Source organism: Gordonia pseudamarae (assembly GCF_025273675.1).
GTDB lineage: Bacteria > Actinomycetota > Actinomycetes > Mycobacteriales > Mycobacteriaceae > Gordonia > Gordonia pseudamarae.
In genome coordinates this window covers 551,733-570,945 of record NZ_CP045809.1, presented here as the reverse complement: position 1 = coordinate 570,945, position 19,213 = coordinate 551,733, and the positions used below count along the sequence as shown (strand labels likewise).

Here is a 19,213-nt window from a genome sequence, read left to right as displayed (position 1 = left end):
GTAGCCGGCCTGACAACAAAGACTTTCGAGGACAGAGAATCGTGAGCAAGGGAATCCCGCTCGACGAAGCCGAGCCGCCACTCGTTCTGGGCCTGGATGTGGGGTCGACGGCATGTCGCGGCGCGCTGTACGACGCCCACGGCCGGCCCATCGGCAAGCGAGTCAAGATTCCGCACAGCTTCACCGCCGTCGCCGACGGCACCTCGACCATCGACCCCGACCAGGTGGTCGACGAACTCTCCCAGATCCTCGACGTACTGGCTGACCGGGTGCGGCCCGGCCTCGTCGAAGCGGTGGCCTTCGACTCCTTCGCCTCGTCGTTGGTCGCCGTCGACCGTGACGGCACCGCGCTGACCCCGTGTTTCACCTACGCCGACGGACGGTGCGCCGCCCAGGTGGAGCAATTGCGGGCCGAGGCCGACGAACACGCCGTGCAGCAGCTCACCGGCACCCGCATCCACTCCAGCTACTGGCCCGCCCGACTGCGATGGCTGTCCGCGACCCGGCCCGATCTGACCCCCGCGCGCTATCTGTCGCTGGGCGACTACGTCTACCGCCGGTTGATCGGGGTACACGGCACCGGTACCGCCTGCGCCTCCTGGACCGGCCTGGTGGACCGCAGAGCCTGCGACTGGTCGGCGGATGTCATTGACCTGGCCGGTATTTCACCAGATCAGCTGCCACCGATCCACCATCTCGACGACCCGTTCACACCCATCGGCCGGGCGGCCGACGAATCGGCCCGGCGCTGGCCGGCGATCGCCGGTGCCCGCTGGTTCGCTCCGGTCTCCGACGGCCTCTCGGCCAATGTCGGACTCGGTGCCGCCGACTCGACCACGATCGGCGCGACCGGCGCCACCAGCGGCGCGCTGCGGGTGATTGTCGACACGTTGCCCGCGAAGCTGCCGCCCGGGCTGTGGTGCTACGCGGTGTCGGCGCAGAAGTGGATCGTCGGCGGCGCGCTGAACGACGTGGGCCGGGCCACCGACTGGCTCGCGGGGAACCTCGCCGCCGACCAACTCACCGACGATGCGATCCGCACGGCGCTGCTCGCCGAACCTTCGGAAACGACGCCGCTGGTACTGCCGTTCTTCACCGGTGAACGATCGACCGGCTGGGCCGCCGACGCCCGCGCGATCATGACCGGGGTGAGTGCCGCGAGCAGCGCCACCGACATCTATCGCGGCGTCGTGGAAGGTATCGCCCTGAGCTACGCGCGCATCGCCCGCCAATTGCGTCCCGTCGCACCCGGCGCGGTCAAGATCGCCGCGGGCGGGCGTGCCGCGACCGCCCGCCCGGAACTGTTCCAGGCCGTGAGCGACGTCCTCGGCCTGCCCATCGAGATCGTCGATGCCAAACGCACCACCCTGTTGGGCACCGCCCGCCTCGCACTGGACATCGTGGCCCCATCGGCTGGGCCGGCACCATCGATCGAGCGATGGCGGCCGGAGCCCGGCCAGGTGTGCGAACCGCATCCCGGCCGGGCGCCCTACTACGCGGACCGGGCCGAGCGGTTCGAGGCCGTCTATGAGGCGCTCATCACCTCCCGGGGCTGACCGGCGACGCATCCCCGATATCAGCGCCACCCCCGGTCGCGGCGACGGCCCAGCGGTCTCGGGTCCACGTACGATCGCACGGAACCCCGCGCACGGCCACCATCGGTCCCGGCGAGCTACGCAGCATCGGAGGACTCATCATGCGTCACGCACGGCAGCTGGTGGCGGCGCTCGCCATCGCCGTCATCCCGGCCACCGTCGGCGTGGCCGCCTCGACCGCCTCGGCCGCCCCGACGGGCGCGATCGGTATAGAGGACGGGGTGGTCCCGGCCGGTGTGAGCGTCTTCGACAACAGCTATCCGGCGGTCAGCAGGCTCGACGGCACCCTCCTGGTGGCGTTGCGGTCGGCGGCCGGTGTCGCCCGCACCGGCGGCGTGACGTTCGTGGTGAACAGCGGCTGGCGCTCACGCGCCTACCAGCAGTACCTGCTCGACCAGGCCGTCACCACCTACGGTTCGCTATCGGAGGCCCGCCGCTGGGTGGCCACCCCGGCCACCTCCCCGCACGTATCCGGTAAGGCCGTCGACATCGGCGGCACCGGCGCCGCCGACTGGCTCGGCAGATTCGGCGCCACCTACGGCCTGTGCCGTATCTACCAGAACGAGCCGTGGCACTTCGAGTTCCGCGCCCGAGCCACCACCCGGGGCTGCCCGCCCGGCTACACGGACCCGACCCACGACCCCCGGATGCGCTGAGAACACCGATTCGGCGGGCACCGGCACACCGGCCCCGTCACGGGGTCGGCCGGTCCGAGGACCACCCCGGGCGCCCGGCGGTCCGCCCGCTCCCATCGACCGTGAGTGAGGCCGCCGCGATAGCGGCTTCGACGACGCCGATCACCGTCTCGACCACCGGATTGTCGTCGTCGAGGCGGCGCGCCAGGGCGAGGTCGACGGTGCCGCCGTCGGCGAGATCCCGGATGACCATGCCCTGCAAGGGCAGCGCGCGCACCGACGACGGCACCACCGCGACCCCGAGCCCGGCCGTGACCAGGGCGAGCAGCACCGCCGTCCCCGGGGCCTCGTGTTCGCGGCGCGGCATGAACCCCGCCGCCCGGCAGCTGCGCAGCACTGCGTCGTTGACCGCCGAATCCCGGCTGCCGTACATGACGAAGGGTTCGGGCCGCAGATCGGTCATCGAGACCACGGGTTCGACGGCCAGCCGGTGATCGGCCGACACCACCAGTGCCAGCGGCTCGTGGTCGATCATGCGGACGTCGATCCCACCACCGACGGCGGGCGGGCGCAGCAGACCGAGGTCGATGGTGCCCGCGCGCAGGCCGTCGCACTGCGCGGGGGTGAGCATGTCGGCGACGATCTGCAGGGCGACGTCGGGCAGTTCCCGCTGCACGGCCCGGGCCATCAGCGGCAGATGCGAGAACGAAGCGGTTCCGGTCAGACCCACCCGCACCAGACCGCTGCGCCCGGCGGCGATGCGCCGCACACCGTCGGTGGCGTGATCGACCGCGTCAAGTATCCGGCGTGTCTCCCCCTGCAGGTATTCGCCGGCCGCCGTCAGGGACACGCGGCGGGTTGTGCGTTCGAACAGTGCCACGTCGAGTTCGGTCTCGAGTTGGCGGATCGCATGCGACAGCGCCGGCTGGGCCACGTGGAGTTGCCCCGCGGCCTGCCCGAAATGGCAGGTCTCGGCAACCGCGGCGAAGTAGCGCAGGTGGCGAAGCTCCACGTCGACCCCTCTCCCGGTGTGGTCGCACGCCCGGCGACAACCCCACAAATATATCGACTGTGCACTGCACTGCCTGATCAACGCCTGCGCACACCGCGGCGCCATGATCTGCCGCCGCAAGACCGACAATCGGACCACGCTCACCTGCCCGTTCCACGGCTGGACGTTCCGCAACGACGGCACCCTGCTCAAGGTGAAGGACCCCGACGGCGCCGGCTACCCCGATACCTTCGACGTCGCCGGTTCGCACAACCTGACCAAGGTGGCGCGATTCGGCAACTACCGCGGCTTCCTGTTCGGCAGCCTCAATCCCGATGTCGTCGACCTCACCGAACATCTCGGTGACACCACCAAGATCATCGACATGCTGGTCGATCAGTCCCCCGACGGGCTCGAAGTGCTGCGCGGCTCGTCGACCTACACCTACGACGGCAACTGGAAAGTGCAGGCGGAGAACGGCGCCGACGGTTACCACGTCACCGCCACCCACTGGAACTACGCCGCCACCACATCCCGCCGCACCACCGGCGAGTCCACGAACGGCACGAAGGCACTCGACGCGGGCGGCTGGGGCAAATCGGGCGGCGGCTACTGGTCGTACCCGAACGGCCATCTGTGCCTGTGGACCTGGGCCGCCAACCCGCAGGACCGTCCGCTCTGGGACAAGCTGGACCGGCTCACCGAGCAGTTCGGCGAGGCCAAGGGCGAGAGCGATGCGGCCCGGGCCCACCGAATCCGCCAGTACGAGGACTTCTTCAACGCCTCCGGCATGGCCACCCCGGACGATCTGGAGGAGTTCCGGTCGTGCCAGCTCACCTACCGCGCCACCGCGGCCCCCTGGAACGACATGAGCCGGGGTGCCGAACACTGGCTCACCGGCCCCGACGAGGTGGCCAGGTCCCTCGACATGCCCGGGGTGATCTCGGCCGGCGTCACGAACGAGGACGAGGGCCTGTACCCCGTGCAGCACGGCTACTGGCTCCGGACGATGCGCCGCGCACTCGAATCCGAAGAATCGGCAACCGCATCGCCTCGACCGGAAGTCTGAAGAAATGACCACCACACAGCCCGCGCCGACCGGAACAGCCACCGGCGGCACACTCATCACCCAGAACGCGATCGAGCAGTTCCTGTACCGGGAGGCACGCCATCTCGATGATCGCGAGTTCGAGAAGTGGCTCGACTGCTATGCCGACGACGTCGTCTACTGGATGCCGTCGTAGGGCGATGACGACCGTCTCACCGAGGATCCGCAACGCGACATCTCGTTGATCTACTACCCCAACAAGGGCGGCCTGGAGGATCGCGTCTTCCGGATCCGCACCGAGCGTTCGTCGGCCACCTCGATCCCGGAACCGCGTACCAGCCACAACATCGGCAATGTGGAGGTGATCGAGCGGCACCTCACCCGGATCTACGCGAAGCTCGGTCTGCGCTCGCGCTCGGAGCTCGTTGCGAGCAGGGCCTGAGCCACCTCCGCGACCCGGACAAATACCTGGCCTGCCCTAGTACCATATTGATTGATCTGATCGATTAATAGCCAAATATAAAGTCCTTGTTTCGTATGTATTTACGCCATACTGTTGTTCCTAGAAGTGGTGCCGATCACAACATCACCCACCTATTCGGAGTAACACATGAAGATCACCGCGATCGAGGCGATTCCCTTCGCCATTCCCTATCGCAAACCGTTACGGTTCGCGTCGGGCGAGGTGCACGTCGCCGAGCACGTGCTCGTCCGGGTACACACCGACGACGGCGTCGTGGGTGTTGCCGAGGCACCGCCCCGCCCCTTCACCTACGGCGAGACCCAGGACGGCATCGTCGCCGTCATCAACACGATCTTCGCACCGGCCGTCGTCGGGCTGACCCTACTCGAACGCGAGGTCGTCGCCGCGCGGCTGCAGCGCACCATCGGCAACCCCACCGCCAAATCCGCACTCGACATGGCCCTCTGGGATGCCCTCGGCCGCACACTCGAACTGCGCGTCGTGGACATGCTCGGCGGCTACACCGATCACATGCGGGTCAGCCACATGCTCGGATTCGACGATCCGGCCGCGATGGTCACCGAGGCCGAGAAGATGGTCGACACCTACGGGATCACCACCTTCAAGGTAAAGGTCGGGAGGCGGCCGGTGCACCTGGACACCGCGGTCGTACGCGCCCTGCGCGACCGGTTCGGCGACCGGATCGACCTCTATGTCGACGGCAACCGTGGATGGACCGCATCGGAATCGGCACGCGCGATGAAGGACATGAGCGACCTCGGACTGCTGTTCGCCGAGGAACTGTGCCCCGCCGACGACGTGTTGGGCCGGCGCTGGCTCGTCGAGCAGATCGACGTGCCGTTCATCGCCGACGAGTCGGTGCCCACCCCGGCCGATGTGACCCGCGAAAGCCTTTCCGGCGCACTGACGGCCGTCAGCATCAAGACCGCGCGGACCGGTTTCACCACGTCTCGCCGAGTCCACCATCTGGCCGAGGGCCTCGGCCTCGAAGTCGTCATGGGCAACCAGATCGACGGCCAGGTGGGCACCGCCTGCTCGCTGGCCTTCGGCGCCGCGTTCGCCGCCACCTCGCACCACGCCGGTGAGCTGTCCAACTTCCTGGATATGACCGACGACCTGCTCGCCGAGCCACTGCAAATCCGGGACGGCCGGCTGCACACCTCACCGCTGCCGGGAACGGGCGTCGTGATCGACCCCGACAAGCTCGCGCACTACCGCACCGATCGGAGCTGACATGCTGTTCCACGTTCGTATGGACGTCGACATCCCCCGCGACCTCGACCCGGAGGTGCGCGCCGACACCGTCGCCCGCGAGAAGGCGTACTCGCAGGACCTGCAGCGCGCGGGCACCTGGCCGCACATTTGGCGCATCGTCGGCGAGTACTCCAACTATTCGATCTTCGACGTCACCGACAACGACGAACTGCACGCGCTCCTGTCCGGACTGCCGCTCTTCCCTTACATGACCATCACGGTGACCCCACTGGCCACCCATCCCTCGGATATCGCTGCGGGCTGACCGGCTCTCATCCCCAGCGCTTCAGCCCACAGGCCACACAACCAAGGAGTTCCCATGACCGACACAGCTTTTGACACCAGTTTCGATGCGGAAGTCACCGCCAAGGCCGCTGAATCCGGCGCCAACGCATCGGCCCGATTCCGCGAGCGGATGACCGGGGCCGGTGGCCGTTCGGCAATGGTCGACACCGCACGCGTCAACTACCTGGCCTCGAAGGTCATCAAGGGCATCAACGACATCGTCCTGGAGGACAAGGTCAGCTACGCCGAGTACAACGCGCTCAAAGCATGGCTGATCAAGGTCGGCGAGGACGGCGAATGGCCGCTGTTCCTCGATGTCTGGATCGAGCATTCGGTCGAGGAGGTCGCCAGCGAACACCGCGAGGGCAGCAAGGGCACCATCGAGGGACCGTACTACATCGAAGACTCACCCCAACTGGAGTGGAACGGCACCATCCCGATGCGCGACGACGAGCCCGGCAACCCGCTGGTGTTCGCCGGTCAGGTGCGCGCGGTCGACGGAACTCCTTTGCCGGGCGCGAAGGTCGAACTGTGGCACGCCGACGATCTCGGCTTCTACTCGCAGTTCGCGCCCGGTCTGCCGGAGTGGAACCTGCGCGGCACCTGGATCGCCGGCGACGAGGGTCGCTTCGAGATCCACACCCTGCGCCCGGCCCCGTACCAGATCCCGACCGACGGCGCGTGCGGCCAGCTGATCGCGGCCGCCGGCTGGCACGCGTGGCGGCCCGCCCACCTGCACTTCAAGATCAGCGCCCCCGGCTACGAGCTCATCACCACCCAGCTCTACTTCCCCGGCGACCCGCACAACGACGACGACATCGCCTCGGCGGTGAAGCCGGAGCTGATGCTCAATCCCATCGACAACCCGGACGGTGAGGGCTTCCACGTCGACTACGACTTCGTGCTCGACCCCGAGTCGTAATCGGCATCGCCGGGCGCAACACATCATGCGGGGCTGAGACTCAGGGGTGGTGATCGCGAGATCACCACCCCTGTAACGCCTTCTGCCACAGGATGCCGAAGGCCTCCGGCCGCCCTCCCCGTACCCCGACCGGCCCCGAGGACAAAGGAGTCCCCGTGCTCATCGCACCCACCGAGGTGGTGGCCGCAACCACCGCCGACGATCTGACGGCCGCCCGCGATCAGGCACGATCCTGGCGATCACCCGAGATCACCGTCCCGGACCGGGATCTCACCGATGCCGCCCTGGCCGACCTGGAGATCGTCGCCGCCGGCGCCGGCGAGGAATCGTTCGCCCGGGCCGCCGCCGCCATCCGGGCCGCCCGGTCGGGACGGTTCGCCCGCATCCCGCACATCGACGCGGCAGTGGAGATAATGCGGACCTTCTTGCGGGAGAACATGATCGATGGCTGGCTGTACGTACGCGAGACCGACGGATACCTGCACCCGTATCTGGTCATGGACATCACGATGGAACACGCCGACCGGACGCACGGGCCGCGGGTGAAGTTCACGATGGAGGCCGACAACGCCACCGTGAAACGCCCCTCGCGCAAACCTCGCATCCTCACCCTCGACGAGACGGAGATCGTCGGCAAGACACCGGCCGACGTGCTGGTCGCCGGCGGCGCCTACAAGGAAACCCCCGCGCTCAAGGCCGACTACCTGCGGCGGCGCGAACGGTACCAGCGGCTCATCGACCACGGATTCGGCAAACAGTTCCTCTTCTCCGGCCGGGTGATCCGCGCCGACGACCACCGGTCTCCCAACAAGCGGCAGTACCGCAAGGTCGTGCACGACGTCGCACCGGCGGAGATCGCCTCACTGCGACAGGTGGCACCATCGATCCTGCACCGCGGCAAGAACTTCGGCGACGACGACTACGGTCCCGTGCCGGTGATCACCGCCGTGCGGGTGTTTGATCTGGGCACGCAGGACTTCCTCGACGTGAACACCGGCGACCTCACCGACTACCGGTACGACGCCCACCTCCGCGACAAGCTGGTCCTGCCCGACGAACAACGAGAACTCCTCGACATCCTCACCACCGACATCTCCGTATTCACCGGGGACATCATCGACGGCAAGTCGGCGGGCAACGTCATCCTGGCCAAAGGCCGCCCCGGAGTGGGCAAGACACTGACCGCCGAGGTGTACGCCGAAACCACCCACAGACCGCTCTACTCGATTCATTCCGGATCGCTCGGCATTACCGCCGAACTGGTCCGCAAGAACCTCGAGGTCATCTTCGACCGCGCCAAACGCTGGGATGCGGTGCTGCTGCTCGACGAGGCCGACGTTTTTGTGATGGAACGCGGACTGGATCTGTCGCAGAACGCGATCGTCGCCGAATTCCTGCGCACCCTGGAGTATTTCGACGGCCTGCTGTTCCTGACCACCAACCGCCTCGACGGCGTCGACGCGGCGATCCTCGCGCGCTGCGCGGCTGTGATCGAGTACCAGCCGCCCGGGCCGGACGATGCCCGCCGGATCTGGCGGATTCTCGCCGAGGGCAACGGCGTCACCCTCGGTGATGATCTGCTCGACGACCTGGTGGGCGGCTTCCCGGACATCACCGCCCGCGACATCAAAATGCTGCTGCGGATGGCACTTCGGATGGCCCGCCACCGCGGTACCGACGCCGACGCCGAGGTGTTCGCGCACAGCGCCGTGTTCCGTGGACTGCACTATGTGCCACCGGCCGACCGTGGCTCCCGAACGCATTAGCCACCCGGCCGGTTGAGGTGCGAGCCCGCGAGCCTCGAAACCCGGTGAGACGACAATGTTCTCTCACGGGGTTTCGAGGCTCGTCGCTCGCGCTCCTCACGCCTCAACCGGCTCAGCTGGGCGGCGGGAAACGCTGACGCCTCAACCGGCTCAGTTGGGCGGCGGGAAACGCTGACGCCTCAACCGGCGGGATGGGCGGTCTCCAGCGGTACGTCGAGCCTGTCCCGCAGTTCGTCCACACCGATCCCGAAGGTCTCGGTCACCCGTACCCCGTCACCGGTGATCTCGAAGATCGCCCGGTCGGTGTAGATGCGGCTCACGCAACCGACACCGGTCAGCGGATAGGTACACGCCGGCACCAGTTTCGGGCTGCCGTCCTTGGCGAACAGGGTCATCATCACGTATACGTCCTTGGCGCCGATCGCCAGATCCATCGCCCCGCCGACGGCCGGGATGGCACCGGGTTTCCCGGTGTGCCAGTTGGCCAGATCGCCCGACTCCGACACCTGGAAGGCACCCAGCACACACACATCGAGATGTCCGCCGCGCATCATCGCGAACGAGTCCGCGTGATGGAAGTAGGAGGCACCCGGCGTCTCGGTCACCGGCACCTTGCCCGCGTTGGTGAGGTCGGGATCGATCTCCTCGCCCTTGGCCTCGCGGCCCATGCCGAGCATGCCGTTCTCGGTGTGCAACACGACACCGAGTTCGGGGGCCAGATGGTCGGCGATCCTCGTGGGCTGGCCGATACCGAGATTGACGAAGGCGCCGGCCGGAATGTCCTGCGCGATACGGGCGGCGAGCTGTTCCGGGGCCAACGCCGTTGCTGTCTGGATCATCATCGGGCTCCTTGTACGGTGTAGTGGCGGGCCTGCACGGCGACGACCCTGTCAACGTAGATCGACGGGGTGACCACCGCCTCGGGGTCGAGGTCACCGGTGGGCACGATCGAGGAGACCTGCGCGATGGTGGTCGTGGCCGCGGTGGCCATCACCGGGCCGAAATTGCGGGCGGTCTTGCGGTACACGAGGTTTCCCATCCGGTCGCCGATGTGGGCGCTGATCAGCGCGTAGTCGCCGCGGATGGGATATTCGAGCGCGTAGTCGCGGCCGTCGATCGAGCGGATCTCCTTGCCCTCGGTGAGCGAGGTGCCCACCCCGGTGGGACAGTAGAACGCCCCGATCCCGGCACCGGCGGCCCGCATCCGTTCGGCGAGATTGCCCTGCGGCACCACTTCCAGTTCGATCTTCCCGGCCAGGAAGAGCTCGTCGAAGACGTAGGAATCCACCTGTCGCGGAAAGGAACAGATGACCTTTCGCACGCGGCCCGCCGCGAGCAGCGCGGCCAGGCCGACGTCGCCGTTGCCCGCGTTGTTGGCGACGATCGTGAGATCGGCCGCCCCCTGCCGGATCAGGGCGTCGATCAGGTCGAACGGCATTCCTGCCAGACCGAATCCGCCGACCAGAACGGTCGATCCATCCTCGATGCCCGCCACCGCCTCATCGGGTGTGGGCATTATCGCTGTCCTAGCCATCCGAACCCTCCAGGTGGTCGATGATCGCGGGTGTGATGATCTGCGGCTGTTGCGCATTGGCGAGGTGGGCCGACTCGGGCACCACCAGCAGCCGCGCATCGGGGATCGCGGACACGATCTCCTCGAGTTTGGCGGGCGGAGTGGCCACATCGTCGGCTCCGGCGATCGACAGCGTGGGCGCGGTGATCGACGACAGCCCCTCGCGCAGGTCGAGATCGGCGATGGCCTCGCAACACGCGGCGTATCCCGCGCTGGGCGTGGCGGCCACCATCGCCTCGTAGAATCGGCGGCGATCGGGTTCGGATTCGAGGTAGGACGGTGTGAACCACCGTCCCACGACGCTCTCGGCCACCGCCGATGTGCCGTGCTCGCGCACGAGCGCGGCGCGCTCGATCCAGCCCGATCGCGGCGGCAGCTGAGCCCCCGTGCACAACAGGACCATCCGGTCGACCCGCGCGGGGACGCGCATCGCCACCCGCATCGCGGTCATGCCGCCGAGTGAGAGCCCGACGAGGTGGCACGAGGCGATATCGAGCCTGTCCAGCAGTGCGATCAGGTCGTCGGCCAGGTCGTCGATCGTGGCGGCCCCGTCGGGTACGGGCGAGCGTCCGTGGCCTCTGGTGTCGTACCGGACGACGCGGAAGTGTTTCTCCAGTTCGGGGAGCTGGGCGTCCCACATCCGCCGGTCCGAGCCGAGCGAGTTCGACAGCACCACGGTGGGCCCGTCGGGATGTCCGGTGACGACGGCATCGACCGTCACGGCGCTCATCGGATCGCCTCGAAGACCGCCGCGAGCCCTTGTCCGCCGCCGATGCACATCGTCTCCAGGACGTAGCGCGCGTCGCGGCGCCTCGCCTCGTGGGCCGCGGTGGCCAGGATACGGGCACCGGTGGCCCCGATCGGATGCCCGAGCGATATCCCGGACCCGTTCGGGTTGAGTCGTTCGTCCTCGGCGTCGACACCCCATTCGGCGAGCACGGCGAGCACCTGCACGGCGAATGCCTCGTTCAGTTCGATCACATCCATGTCGTCGAGTGTCAGCCGCGCCCGCGCAAGGGCTTTCGCCGTCGCGCCGACCGGGCCGATGCCCATCGTCTCGGGGGCGCAACCGGTCACGGCCCACGCGCGCAGCGCGAGTAGCGGAGTCAGTCCCCGGCGTTCGGCGACGTCGGCGGTGGTCACCACGCACAGCGCCGCACCGTCGTTCTGACCCGATGAGTTGCCGGCTGTCACAGTCGCTTCGGGGTCCGTTCGGCCACGGACCGCCCGCAGCGCGGCCAGCGAGGCGAGATCGATATCGGCGCGGGGATGTTCGTCGGTGTCGACGACGACGTCGGGATGCCCGCGCGTGCCGGGGATGGTCACCGCGACGAGCTCGTCGTCGAAACGTCCGTTCTTCTGGGCGTCGACGGCGCGTGCGTGCGAGCGGACCGCGAGCGCGTCCTGCGCCTCCCGGCTGATCCCGTACCGGGCCCGGAGATTCTCGGCGGTCTCGATCATGCCGCCGCCGATCGGGTGCGATCGGCCGCCGGCGGTGGCACGCGACCGGTCGAGGCGGTCCATCAGGTCGATCCCGCCCTGCCGCACACCGGTCCGCAGACCGAGCGCGTAGTGCTCGACGTTCGACATCGAATCGGCGCCGCCGGCGATGATGAGGTCACCACCGCCCGAGGCGATGGCCGAGGCCGCGGACAGGACCGCCTGCAGGCCCGACCCGCAGCGACGATCGAGCTGCATGCCGGGAACGGACTCGCCCAGACCGGCGTCGAGTGCCGCGATCCGCCCGATGGCCGGCGATTCACCGCTCGGGTAGCCCTGGCCGAGCACCACGTCATCGACGTCGTCGCCGGTCAGCCCGGTGCGTGCGACCAGTTCGCGGAGCAGACCCGTTGCCAGGTCGGCGGTGGGCACCGCGGCCAGCGCGCCACCCATGCGCCCCACGGGCGTACGAAGTGGCGAGCAGATGACGATGTCGGTAGGTGAGGACATAAACCCAGCGTAGGCAGTATATTCTTCATAGTGAAGTACCTATATCGGGATTATTGATACCTATAGAATATCACTGAGGCTATCGTCGCCCGTATGGAGTTGCGTCACCTCCGGTACTTCCGGGCCGTTGCCGAGGAACTGCATTTCGGCCGCGCCGCCGCGCGTCTGCACATCGCGCAACCACCGCTGTCCACTCAGATCCGGCACCTCGAGGAGGAACTGGGCGTCACCCTCCTCACCCGATCCACACGCCGGGTCGAACTGACACCCGCCGGCGTGGACTACCTCGCGCACACCATCGCCATCCTCGACGCCGTCGACGCCGCCGGACTCCACGCGCAACGGGTGGCCGACGGCAGCGTCGGCAGACTATCGATCGGCTGCGTCGGCTCGGCCACCTACTCCGTCCTGCCCACGTTCGTGCGCGCGCTCCGCGACCGGCTCCCCGACGTGGAGGTCAGCATCCGGGGAGAGATGCTCGCACCCGACCAGCTCACCGCGCTCCACAGCGGCGACATCGACCTCGCCCTGCTCCGGCTCACCGACGATCAACCCGGCCTGCGGGTGGAGAAACTGCGCACGGACCGGCTGATGATCGCGCTCCCCGACGGCCACCGGGCGACCCGGTTCGACGCCGTCGACGTGGCCGGGCTCCGTGGCGAGTACTTCGTCGCCCACGCCGGCGGCGGCCGGTCGGTGATGAACACGATCCTCACCACGGTCTGCGCCGCGGCGGGATTCACACCGCACATCCGCCACGAGGTCGCCGAGACCTCGACACTGGCCACCCTCGTCGCCGCCGGCCTCGGCGTCGCGCTCGTGCCCGAACCCACCTCGGCGATCGGCATCTCCGGCATCACCTACCGCCCCCTGACATCCGCGACCGCCGGCGTCGACCTCGTCGCTGCCCGCCGTCTCGACGACCCCGCCGACGCGGTCATCGACCGAGCCCACGAGGTACTCCGCGAGGTGACGAGCCCGCAGCGAACGCCCGGCCGGTAGTCACCGACGTGGACCCGGAACCGGCCGCCGAGGCAATCAGCTCCGGCAACTGGATGCGACCGACCGCCACGACGCCGCACTCTGACCACCGGCCGCGCCGGTGTCTTTCGTTCGATCGACAGCGCGCCGGTTCCCCGTGGTCAGCCACCCATGGGGACGCTATCCTCAGTCAACACACACACCGTTGCAGCCTGTTCCAGCCAGTCGTGAGGTCTCATGTCGATCAGAATCCCGTTCACCGGCAACTACAGTGACCTGTCCAACAACGAGGGCTACCAGTTCGAGTTCCGCTGCGAACGCTGCGGCAACGGCTTCCGGTCCGGCTTCCAGCGCGACATCGCCGCCACCGGACAGAAGTTCGTCCGCAGCCTCAGCCACCTCGTCGGCTACGGCAAGATGTACCGGGTCACCTCCGCCGCCGACCGGCTCCTCGACCGCAGCACCAATTCCGAGGCCAAGGACAAAGCCCTGACGAAGGCCGTCGAGGAGGTGTCGCCGCACTTCCACCAGTGCCGGGGCTGCGGCGACTGGGTGTGCGACGACGGATGCTGGAACGATCCCATCGGCCAGTGCGTGCGCTGCTCCCCCAACCAGGCGCACGAACTGGCACAACTGCAGGCGCAGGCCCGGCGCGATCAGATGCGTGAGGGCCTGCGCAATGTCAACCTCGTCGACGGTGTGGACCTCGGGCAACAGTCGTCCACCCGCTGCCCGTCGTGCGGCACCCACGCGGCCGGCGGCAGATTCTGCACCGCGTGCGGTTCGTCGCTCGCCCAGGAGGTGGCCTGCCGGGGGTGTTCACACGGCAACCCGATCGGCGCCATCTTCTGCCGGCAGTGCGGGCACTCGCTCACCTGAGCGCCGCGCCTGACGCACATTCCCCCGTCACTCCGCTCGCCCCGGCTACACCTTCTCGACGTCCTTCTCGTCGACGACGACGATGCCACCGGAGGTGAGCTGGACGCTCAGCAGACCGGACGGCAGGTATCCCAGCAACTGGCCGGTCTCGCCGGTGGTGAGCAAACGTAGTCTCTGACTCTGCTCGAACGCATGGAAGCTCATGCTCTCCGAGCATAGTGGGCACGCTCCGCCCGGCACCCGGATCAGGCGGCGAGCGCACACCGCTCACAGGTTTCTCCCAGCGTCCGTCCAGTCCCGTCGGAGGGACCGGACGCATTCTGGCTGTCAACCAGATACAGAGGAGATGCAGACATGACAGCAGTACTCGACCGGTCCGCACCGGAGGTGACGCCGACGCCACCGCCCGAGGCGACGAGGCGTCGGCGGCCGCTGTGGTGGAGCAAATGGGCGCTGAGCGGGCTGCTGGCGACCACCGCCGTGCTCTATCTGTGGAATCTGAGCGCCAGCGGCTTCGCGAACACCTTCTACGCGGCCGCGGCACAGGCGGGTTCGCAGAGCTGGCGGGCCTGGTTCTTCGGTTCCCTCGACGCCGCGAACTTCATCACCGTCGACAAACCGCCCGCCTCGCTGTGGGTGACGGGCCTGTCGATGCGGATCTTCGGCGTGAACAGCTGGGCCGCACTGGCGCCGCAGGCGCTGATGGGTGTGGCCGCCGTCGGTCTGCTGTACGCGACGATGCGCCGCACCTTCAGCGACCCGAAACAGGGCACCGCCGCCGGCCTCATCGCGGGCGCCGTGCTCGCCTTCACCCCGGCCGCCGCGCTGATGTTCCGGTTCAACAACCCGGATGCGCTGCTGGTGCTGCTGATGACCGCGGCGGGCTACTGCCTGGTCCGGGCGATCGCCACCAACTCCGGACGCTGGCTGGCGCTGGTGGGCGTGGCCCTCGGCTTCGCCTTCCTCACCAAGATGATGCAGGGCCTGCTGGTACTGCCCGCCTTCGGACTGGCATACCTGGTGTTCGCCGACAACGGCTGGGGCAAACGCATTCTGCACCTGGTGGGCGCGACCGTCGCACTGATCGTGAGTGCCGGCTGGTTCGTGGTGGTCACCATCGTCGTTCCCGAATCCTCTCGCCCCTACATCGGCGGGTCGAGTGACAACAGCTTCATGGACCTGGTGCTGGGCTACAACGGTCTCGGCCGTATCAGTGGCGACGCGGGCAACGGCCCCGGTGGCGGCGGATCTTTCGGCGGCTCGACCGGGCTGGACCGACTGTTCAGCTCCGAGATGGGTAACGAGATCTCCTGGTTGCTGCCGGCGGCACTGCTGGTGGTGGTCTTTGCCGCGTATGTCGGTGTGCGCAGCGTCAACCAGCTCGGTAACGTCACCGGACGCATGAACCGTGTCGAGGGTGGCGCCGTGTTCGCCTGGGGCGGTTGGCTTCTGGTGACCGCGCTGGTGTTCTCGTTCATGAGCGGCACAATCCACCCCTACTACACGGTGGCCCTGGCCCCGGCGGTCGGCGCTCTCGTGGGCATCGGGGCGGTGCTGGCCTGGCGTCGGCGCGATCACTGGGACGGCCGCCTGATGATGGCGGGCATGATCGGACTGGCCGCCTGGTGGTCGATCGTCCTGCTGAACCGCAACAGCTGGGGCCCCGAATGGTGCCGCTGGGCAATCGGAGTGGTGGCACTGGCCTCGGTCGCCGCCCTGCTGATCGGCAGCACCCTGGGTATGCGCAAGCTGGTGGCGGCTGCCCTCATCGCAGGCTCGCTCGCGGGCTTCGGCGGAACCGCGGCCTTCTCGATCGCCACCGCAGCCGAATCACACGGCGGCTCGAACCCGAACGCGGTCAGCACCTCGATCGGCGGCGGCATGGGCGGCGGCTTCGGCGGCCCCGGCGCCGGTGGTCCCGGCGGCGCCCCCGGCCAGGGCACGAACGGACAGGGCACGAACGGACAGGGCACGAACGGACAGGGCACGAACGGACAGGGCACCGACGGACGGGGCCAGGGCGGTCGCGGGGGGCCCGGCGAAGACATCTCGTCGAACGCCGAACTGGTGGCACTCCTGAAGTCGGCGGGCACCACCTGGTCGGCGGCCACCAACGGTTCACAGTCGGCGTCGGGCATCGAACTGGCCACCGGCACCTCGGTCATGGCGATCGGCGGCTGGAGCGGTGATCCCGCCCCGACCCTCGACGAGTTCAAGGCCTACGTGGCCGAGGGCAAGATCGGCTACTACCTCGGCGGTACCGGCGGTGGCCCCGGCGGCAACTCGGAGATCTCCGAATGGGTCGCGGAGAACTTCACCGCGACCACCGTCGGCGGAACCACGATCTACAAGCTCACCTGACACGCCCTGGTCAACCGACGATGACGGAGCCGACCGAGGATCACGGGGACAACCGAAGATGAGGACAGGGCGGGGATCGCGATGCGATCCCCGCCCTGATCGCTATATCGCGGCGATCTCGTCGATGCGGACCGGCCGCTTCTCATGCAGCGAGGTAGTCGCCGCATCCGCGATCAGTGCCACCTCATGCGCCTCCTCGACCGAGCACAACGGCGAGTGCGCGAACGGGGATTGCCAGGACGGGGGCTCCCCGCCGATCAGGGCACAGAACTCGCCCAGTTCGCGACGGCGGGCCCGCGCGAACCGGTCGAGGTCCGAGCCGTGTGGTGTTCCCGACGGAAATGCGCACCGCGGATCGAGGTTTCGCACCGGGGTTCGGTGATCCCAGCCCGCCACGACCGAATCGGTACTGCCGTGCACCTCCAGTCGGCAGTCGTGACCCCGGCCGTTGTACCGGCTCACCGACACGACCCCCATCGCGCCCGAGGCGAAGGTGAGTATCGCGGTGGCCGAGTCGACGTCGTCGTTGGCGGTGAACCCCGGGTCGCCCTGGTTGCCACCGGTCGCGTACACCTCGACCACGTCCCCACCGACCACCCAGCACAGGGTGTCGAAGTCGTGCACGGCGAAGTCACGGAAGATGCCGCCCGAGCCGGCGACGGACGACATCGGCGGGGGCGCCGGGTCCAGCGTCGTCGATCGGGCCGCGGTGACGAATCCGAGTTCTCCGACGGAGACGGCGGCGCGTGCGGCGCGGACCGCCGGATCGAACCGGCGATGACGGCCGACCACCACCGGTACCCCCGCCGCGGCACACCGGGCCCGCACGGCGGCCGACTCCGCCGACGACATCGCGATCGGCGGCTCGCAGAAGACCGGTACACCCGCCGCCACCGATCGCTCGATCGGCATGACGCGGCCCGCGGCGGGCGAGGCGATCACCAGCCCGTCGACGCCCGCGGCCAGCACCGCGTCCACGTCGGCGCATCCGGTCACCCCGGCATACCGGCCGGTGGCCGATCCGATCGCCTCCGGTACCACGTCGGTGACGAACACCTCCCCGACCGCCGAGGCGGCCAACAGCGTGTCGAGGTGAAAGGCACCGACCCGGCCGAGTCCGGCCACACCGATCTTCAGTCCCATGCGGCGCCTCCCGCGGCGATCCGGTCCGGCGCCGACGGTCGGCGCCGTTGGTCCAGACACTAGATGGTTGATTCCTTGGACGCGGTCAGTGGTCGTACGCGATCAGGGATCGTTTGGTGGTGATGCCGGTGGTCCAGTTGTGCCAGATGCCGGCGGACATCGCCAGGAGGCGTTGACTCACTCGGGCGAACACTCCGTGGGTGGTCCGGCCGCCGTGTTTCTCCAGGCCGAGCTGCCCTTTGAGGGTCTGGTTGACCGATTCGATCCACTGCCGCACCCCGCCGAGGTTGCCGTTGCGGTAGGTCTCGTCCTTGCGGTCCGGGCGCAGCAACCGCAGGCCCATCGCGGCGGTTGTGGCAGCGAACGTCTTTCCGGAGAAGCCCTTGTCGGCGAGCAGCACCTGCCCGGAGCGGATGAGGTGGTGATCGCGTTCGAGCAGCGCGGTCACCACCTCGCGTTCACCGATCTTCGGATGCGCCAGGCACCACATGATCGGCATCCCGTCGCCGGCGCACACCAGATACAACTTCAAGCCCCAGTAGAAACGCGAGTGCGACGCGCAGTAGCCGTATCCGGCGTGCCCGGCCAGGCCGGACCGCTTGACCGTTTCCCTTGACATGCCACACGGAACCGGGGTGGCGTCGGTGATCCACAGGTCGTCGAACCACGACGGTGAGAGCCGCGCCACCGCCTGAATTGTCTTGCACAGCAACCCTCGTGCTGCCCTGACACGCTTGTTGTAGTCGGACTGGCCCGGCAGATACGGGAACAGTGCGCGCAGTTGCTCGTTGCCGTGGACGTGCCGGATCCAACGCCGTTCACTGTCGAACCCGAGCAACACCTGCGCTACCGCGAGCGTGAGCAGTTCGGCATCGGAGAGCAGCGGGCGCCGGCCGCGTCCCGAGCGGGGTTCGACGACGTGGTCGTCGATGAGGACATAGAGTTCAGTCAGGAGGGTTTCGAGTTCTTTCGTCACACATTGATCTTGAAGCCCTCCGCCTACCTCGTTGCCGACGGCACCTTCAAGGAATCAACCATCTAGTGCGCTCCGTCGCGGATCCCGAGAAGCCCCGGGTTCGTTGTCATGCCCAGGCAGGGGTTCTGGTCAGCACGTCGGGGGGATGTGTCGGCGGCCCGCCGACCAGCACACTGGACGCACGCTCGCACCGCTGAACGACAATCTCGGTACCGCCATGGGGACTTTGTGCCCTGGCGTGGTCACACCACCACGACTGCGTGACGTCCGTCACACAAATGTCCCCGATGGTTGCGGTGCCGTTTCTCGGGGCGTATACCAAACTGGTAGTCAGTTCCACATTTTATTGACTGCCACATATTGCCAATCC

17 protein-coding genes and 2 pseudogenes are annotated in these 19,213 nt (G+C 68.1%); 11 read left to right on the top strand and 8 right to left on the bottom strand.

Going from position 1 to position 19,213, the window contains the following annotated elements; genetic code table 11:
• Positions 1-41 precede the first annotated feature (41 nt).
• Both GII31_RS02450 and GII31_RS02445 read left to right on the top strand, forming a co-directional pair.
• Positions 42-1,556, top strand: coding sequence for a gluconokinase (locus tag GII31_RS02450; RefSeq protein ID WP_213246475.1), 1,515 nt, complete (start codon positions 42-44; stop codon positions 1,554-1,556).
• A 140-nt stretch (positions 1,557-1,696) separates the two neighbouring features.
• Entirely contained in the window at positions 1,697-2,251 is a 555-nt protein-coding gene (locus tag GII31_RS02445; protein ID WP_213246473.1) for a M15 family metallopeptidase, read from the top strand.
• Positions 2,252-2,288: 37 nt separating this feature from the next.
• On the opposite strand, the gene GII31_RS02440 is transcribed toward GII31_RS02445, so the two are convergent.
• The gene (locus tag GII31_RS02440) at positions 2,289-3,242 is read right to left on the bottom strand and encodes a LysR substrate-binding domain-containing protein (protein WP_260840258.1); all 954 of its coding nucleotides are present in this window, start codon (positions 3,240-3,242) and stop codon (positions 2,289-2,291) included.
• 55 nt (positions 3,243-3,297) lie between these two features.
• Between GII31_RS02440 and GII31_RS02435 the strand changes: the two are divergent.
• From GII31_RS02435 to GII31_RS02410, 6 genes and pseudogenes are all read left to right on the top strand, one after another.
• Positions 3,298-4,290, top strand: a pseudogene (locus GII31_RS02435) (Rieske 2Fe-2S domain-containing protein); the annotation flags it as partial.
• Between the two features lie 4 nt (positions 4,291-4,294).
• Positions 4,295-4,642: pseudogene (locus GII31_RS02430) on the top strand (aromatic-ring-hydroxylating dioxygenase subunit beta); the annotation flags it as partial.
• A gap of 237 nt (positions 4,643-4,879) precedes the next feature.
• Positions 4,880-5,986: a mandelate racemase/muconate lactonizing enzyme family protein gene (locus GII31_RS02425; RefSeq protein ID WP_213246470.1), complete on the top strand. Its 1,107-nt coding sequence runs from the start codon at positions 4,880-4,882 to the stop codon at positions 5,984-5,986.
• A gap of 1 nt (position 5,987) precedes the next feature.
• On the top strand, positions 5,988-6,272 hold the full coding sequence (catC, locus tag GII31_RS02420) for a muconolactone Delta-isomerase (RefSeq protein ID WP_213246468.1): 285 nt from the start codon (positions 5,988-5,990) through the stop codon (positions 6,270-6,272).
• A 54-nt stretch (positions 6,273-6,326) separates the two neighbouring features.
• Positions 6,327-7,214, top strand: a complete 888-nt coding sequence (gene catA, locus GII31_RS02415; RefSeq protein ID WP_213246466.1) for a catechol 1,2-dioxygenase — start codon at positions 6,327-6,329, stop codon at positions 7,212-7,214.
• 155 nt (positions 7,215-7,369) lie between these two features.
• The gene (locus GII31_RS02410) at positions 7,370-8,980 is read left to right on the top strand and encodes an AAA family ATPase (RefSeq protein ID WP_213246464.1); all 1,611 of its coding nucleotides are present in this window, start codon (positions 7,370-7,372) and stop codon (positions 8,978-8,980) included.
• Positions 8,981-9,159: 179 nt separating this feature from the next.
• Here GII31_RS02410 and GII31_RS02405 read toward each other — a convergent pair whose 3' ends face one another.
• The 4 genes from GII31_RS02405 to GII31_RS02390 are packed head-to-tail and all read right to left on the bottom strand — an operon-like array spanning position 9,160 to position 12,503.
• A complete protein-coding gene (locus tag GII31_RS02405) occupies positions 9,160-9,822 on the bottom strand; it encodes a 3-oxoacid CoA-transferase subunit B (protein ID WP_246222070.1) in 663 nt (220 codons plus the stop codon).
• Positions 9,819-10,514, bottom strand: coding sequence for a 3-oxoacid CoA-transferase subunit A (locus GII31_RS02400; RefSeq protein WP_213246462.1), 696 nt, complete (start codon positions 10,512-10,514; stop codon positions 9,819-9,821). The genes GII31_RS02405 and GII31_RS02400 overlap by 4 nt, the downstream gene beginning before the upstream one ends.
• Positions 10,507-11,283, bottom strand: a complete 777-nt coding sequence (gene pcaD / locus GII31_RS02395; protein ID WP_213246460.1) for a 3-oxoadipate enol-lactonase — start codon at positions 11,281-11,283, stop codon at positions 10,507-10,509. Before pcaD ends, GII31_RS02400 begins: the two co-directional genes overlap by 8 nt.
• Positions 11,280-12,503 carry an acetyl-CoA C-acetyltransferase gene (locus GII31_RS02390; RefSeq protein ID WP_213246458.1) on the bottom strand — a complete coding sequence of 408 codons (1,224 nt, stop codon included), beginning with the start codon at positions 12,501-12,503 and terminating at the stop codon, positions 11,280-11,282. Before GII31_RS02390 ends, pcaD begins: the two co-directional genes overlap by 4 nt.
• A gap of 93 nt (positions 12,504-12,596) precedes the next feature.
• On the opposite strand from GII31_RS02390, the gene GII31_RS02385 reads away from it, so the two are divergent.
• The gene (locus GII31_RS02385; protein ID WP_213246456.1) at positions 12,597-13,505 is read left to right on the top strand and encodes a LysR substrate-binding domain-containing protein; all 909 of its coding nucleotides are present in this window, start codon (positions 12,597-12,599) and stop codon (positions 13,503-13,505) included.
• A gap of 216 nt (positions 13,506-13,721) precedes the next feature.
• Complete coding sequence (locus GII31_RS02380) at positions 13,722-14,363, top strand: zinc ribbon domain-containing protein (RefSeq protein ID WP_213246454.1); 642 nt, start codon at positions 13,722-13,724, stop codon at positions 14,361-14,363.
• A 45-nt stretch (positions 14,364-14,408) separates the two neighbouring features.
• On the opposite strand, the gene GII31_RS02375 is transcribed toward GII31_RS02380, so the two are convergent.
• Positions 14,409-14,567, bottom strand: a complete 159-nt coding sequence (locus GII31_RS02375; RefSeq protein ID WP_213246452.1) for a hypothetical protein — start codon at positions 14,565-14,567, stop codon at positions 14,409-14,411.
• A gap of 150 nt (positions 14,568-14,717) precedes the next feature.
• On the opposite strand from GII31_RS02375, the gene GII31_RS02370 reads away from it, so the two are divergent.
• The gene (locus GII31_RS02370; protein ID WP_213246450.1) at positions 14,718-16,724 is read left to right on the top strand and encodes a glycosyltransferase family 39 protein; all 2,007 of its coding nucleotides are present in this window, start codon (positions 14,718-14,720) and stop codon (positions 16,722-16,724) included.
• 102 nt (positions 16,725-16,826) lie between these two features.
• On the opposite strand, the gene GII31_RS02365 is transcribed toward GII31_RS02370, so the two are convergent.
• Together GII31_RS02365 and GII31_RS02360 are read right to left on the bottom strand one after the other, a co-directional pair.
• A complete protein-coding gene (locus tag GII31_RS02365) occupies positions 16,827-17,867 on the bottom strand; it encodes a Gfo/Idh/MocA family protein (protein ID WP_213246448.1) in 1,041 nt (346 codons plus the stop codon).
• A gap of 85 nt (positions 17,868-17,952) precedes the next feature.
• Positions 17,953-18,843: an IS982 family transposase gene (locus GII31_RS02360; protein WP_213244400.1), complete on the bottom strand. Its 891-nt coding sequence runs from the start codon at positions 18,841-18,843 to the stop codon at positions 17,953-17,955.
• Positions 18,844-19,213: the final 370 nt, after the last annotated feature.

What these genes read in the sequence shown, in the direction of transcription:
- GII31_RS02445 (WP_213246473.1), top strand. Translation starts at nt 1,697, where the DNA reads ATGCGTCACGCACGGCAGCTGGTGGCGGCGCTCGCCATCGCCGTCATC.
- GII31_RS02425 (WP_213246470.1), top strand. Translation starts at nt 4,880, where the DNA reads ATGAAGATCACCGCGATCGAGGCGATTCCCTTCGCCATTCCCTATCGC.
- catC (WP_213246468.1), top strand. Translation starts at nt 5,988, where the DNA reads ATGCTGTTCCACGTTCGTATGGACGTCGACATCCCCCGCGACCTCGAC.
- catA (WP_213246466.1), top strand. Translation starts at nt 6,327, where the DNA reads ATGACCGACACAGCTTTTGACACCAGTTTCGATGCGGAAGTCACCGCC.
- GII31_RS02405 (WP_246222070.1), bottom strand. Translation starts at nt 9,822, where the DNA reads ATGATGATCCAGACAGCAACGGCGTTGGCCCCGGAACAGCTCGCCGCC.
- GII31_RS02400 (WP_213246462.1), bottom strand. Translation starts at nt 10,514, where the DNA reads ATGGCTAGGACAGCGATAATGCCCACACCCGATGAGGCGGTGGCGGGC.
- pcaD (WP_213246460.1), bottom strand. Translation starts at nt 11,283, where the DNA reads ATGAGCGCCGTGACGGTCGATGCCGTCGTCACCGGACATCCCGACGGG.
- GII31_RS02390 (WP_213246458.1), bottom strand. Translation starts at nt 12,503, where the DNA reads ATGTCCTCACCTACCGACATCGTCATCTGCTCGCCACTTCGTACGCCC.
- GII31_RS02385 (WP_213246456.1), top strand. Translation starts at nt 12,597, where the DNA reads ATGGAGTTGCGTCACCTCCGGTACTTCCGGGCCGTTGCCGAGGAACTG.
- GII31_RS02380 (WP_213246454.1), top strand. Translation starts at nt 13,722, where the DNA reads ATGTCGATCAGAATCCCGTTCACCGGCAACTACAGTGACCTGTCCAAC.
- GII31_RS02375 (WP_213246452.1), bottom strand. Translation starts at nt 14,567, where the DNA reads ATGAGCTTCCATGCGTTCGAGCAGAGTCAGAGACTACGTTTGCTCACC.
- GII31_RS02370 (WP_213246450.1), top strand. Translation starts at nt 14,718, where the DNA reads ATGACAGCAGTACTCGACCGGTCCGCACCGGAGGTGACGCCGACGCCA.
- GII31_RS02365 (WP_213246448.1), bottom strand. Translation starts at nt 17,867, where the DNA reads ATGGGACTGAAGATCGGTGTGGCCGGACTCGGCCGGGTCGGTGCCTTT.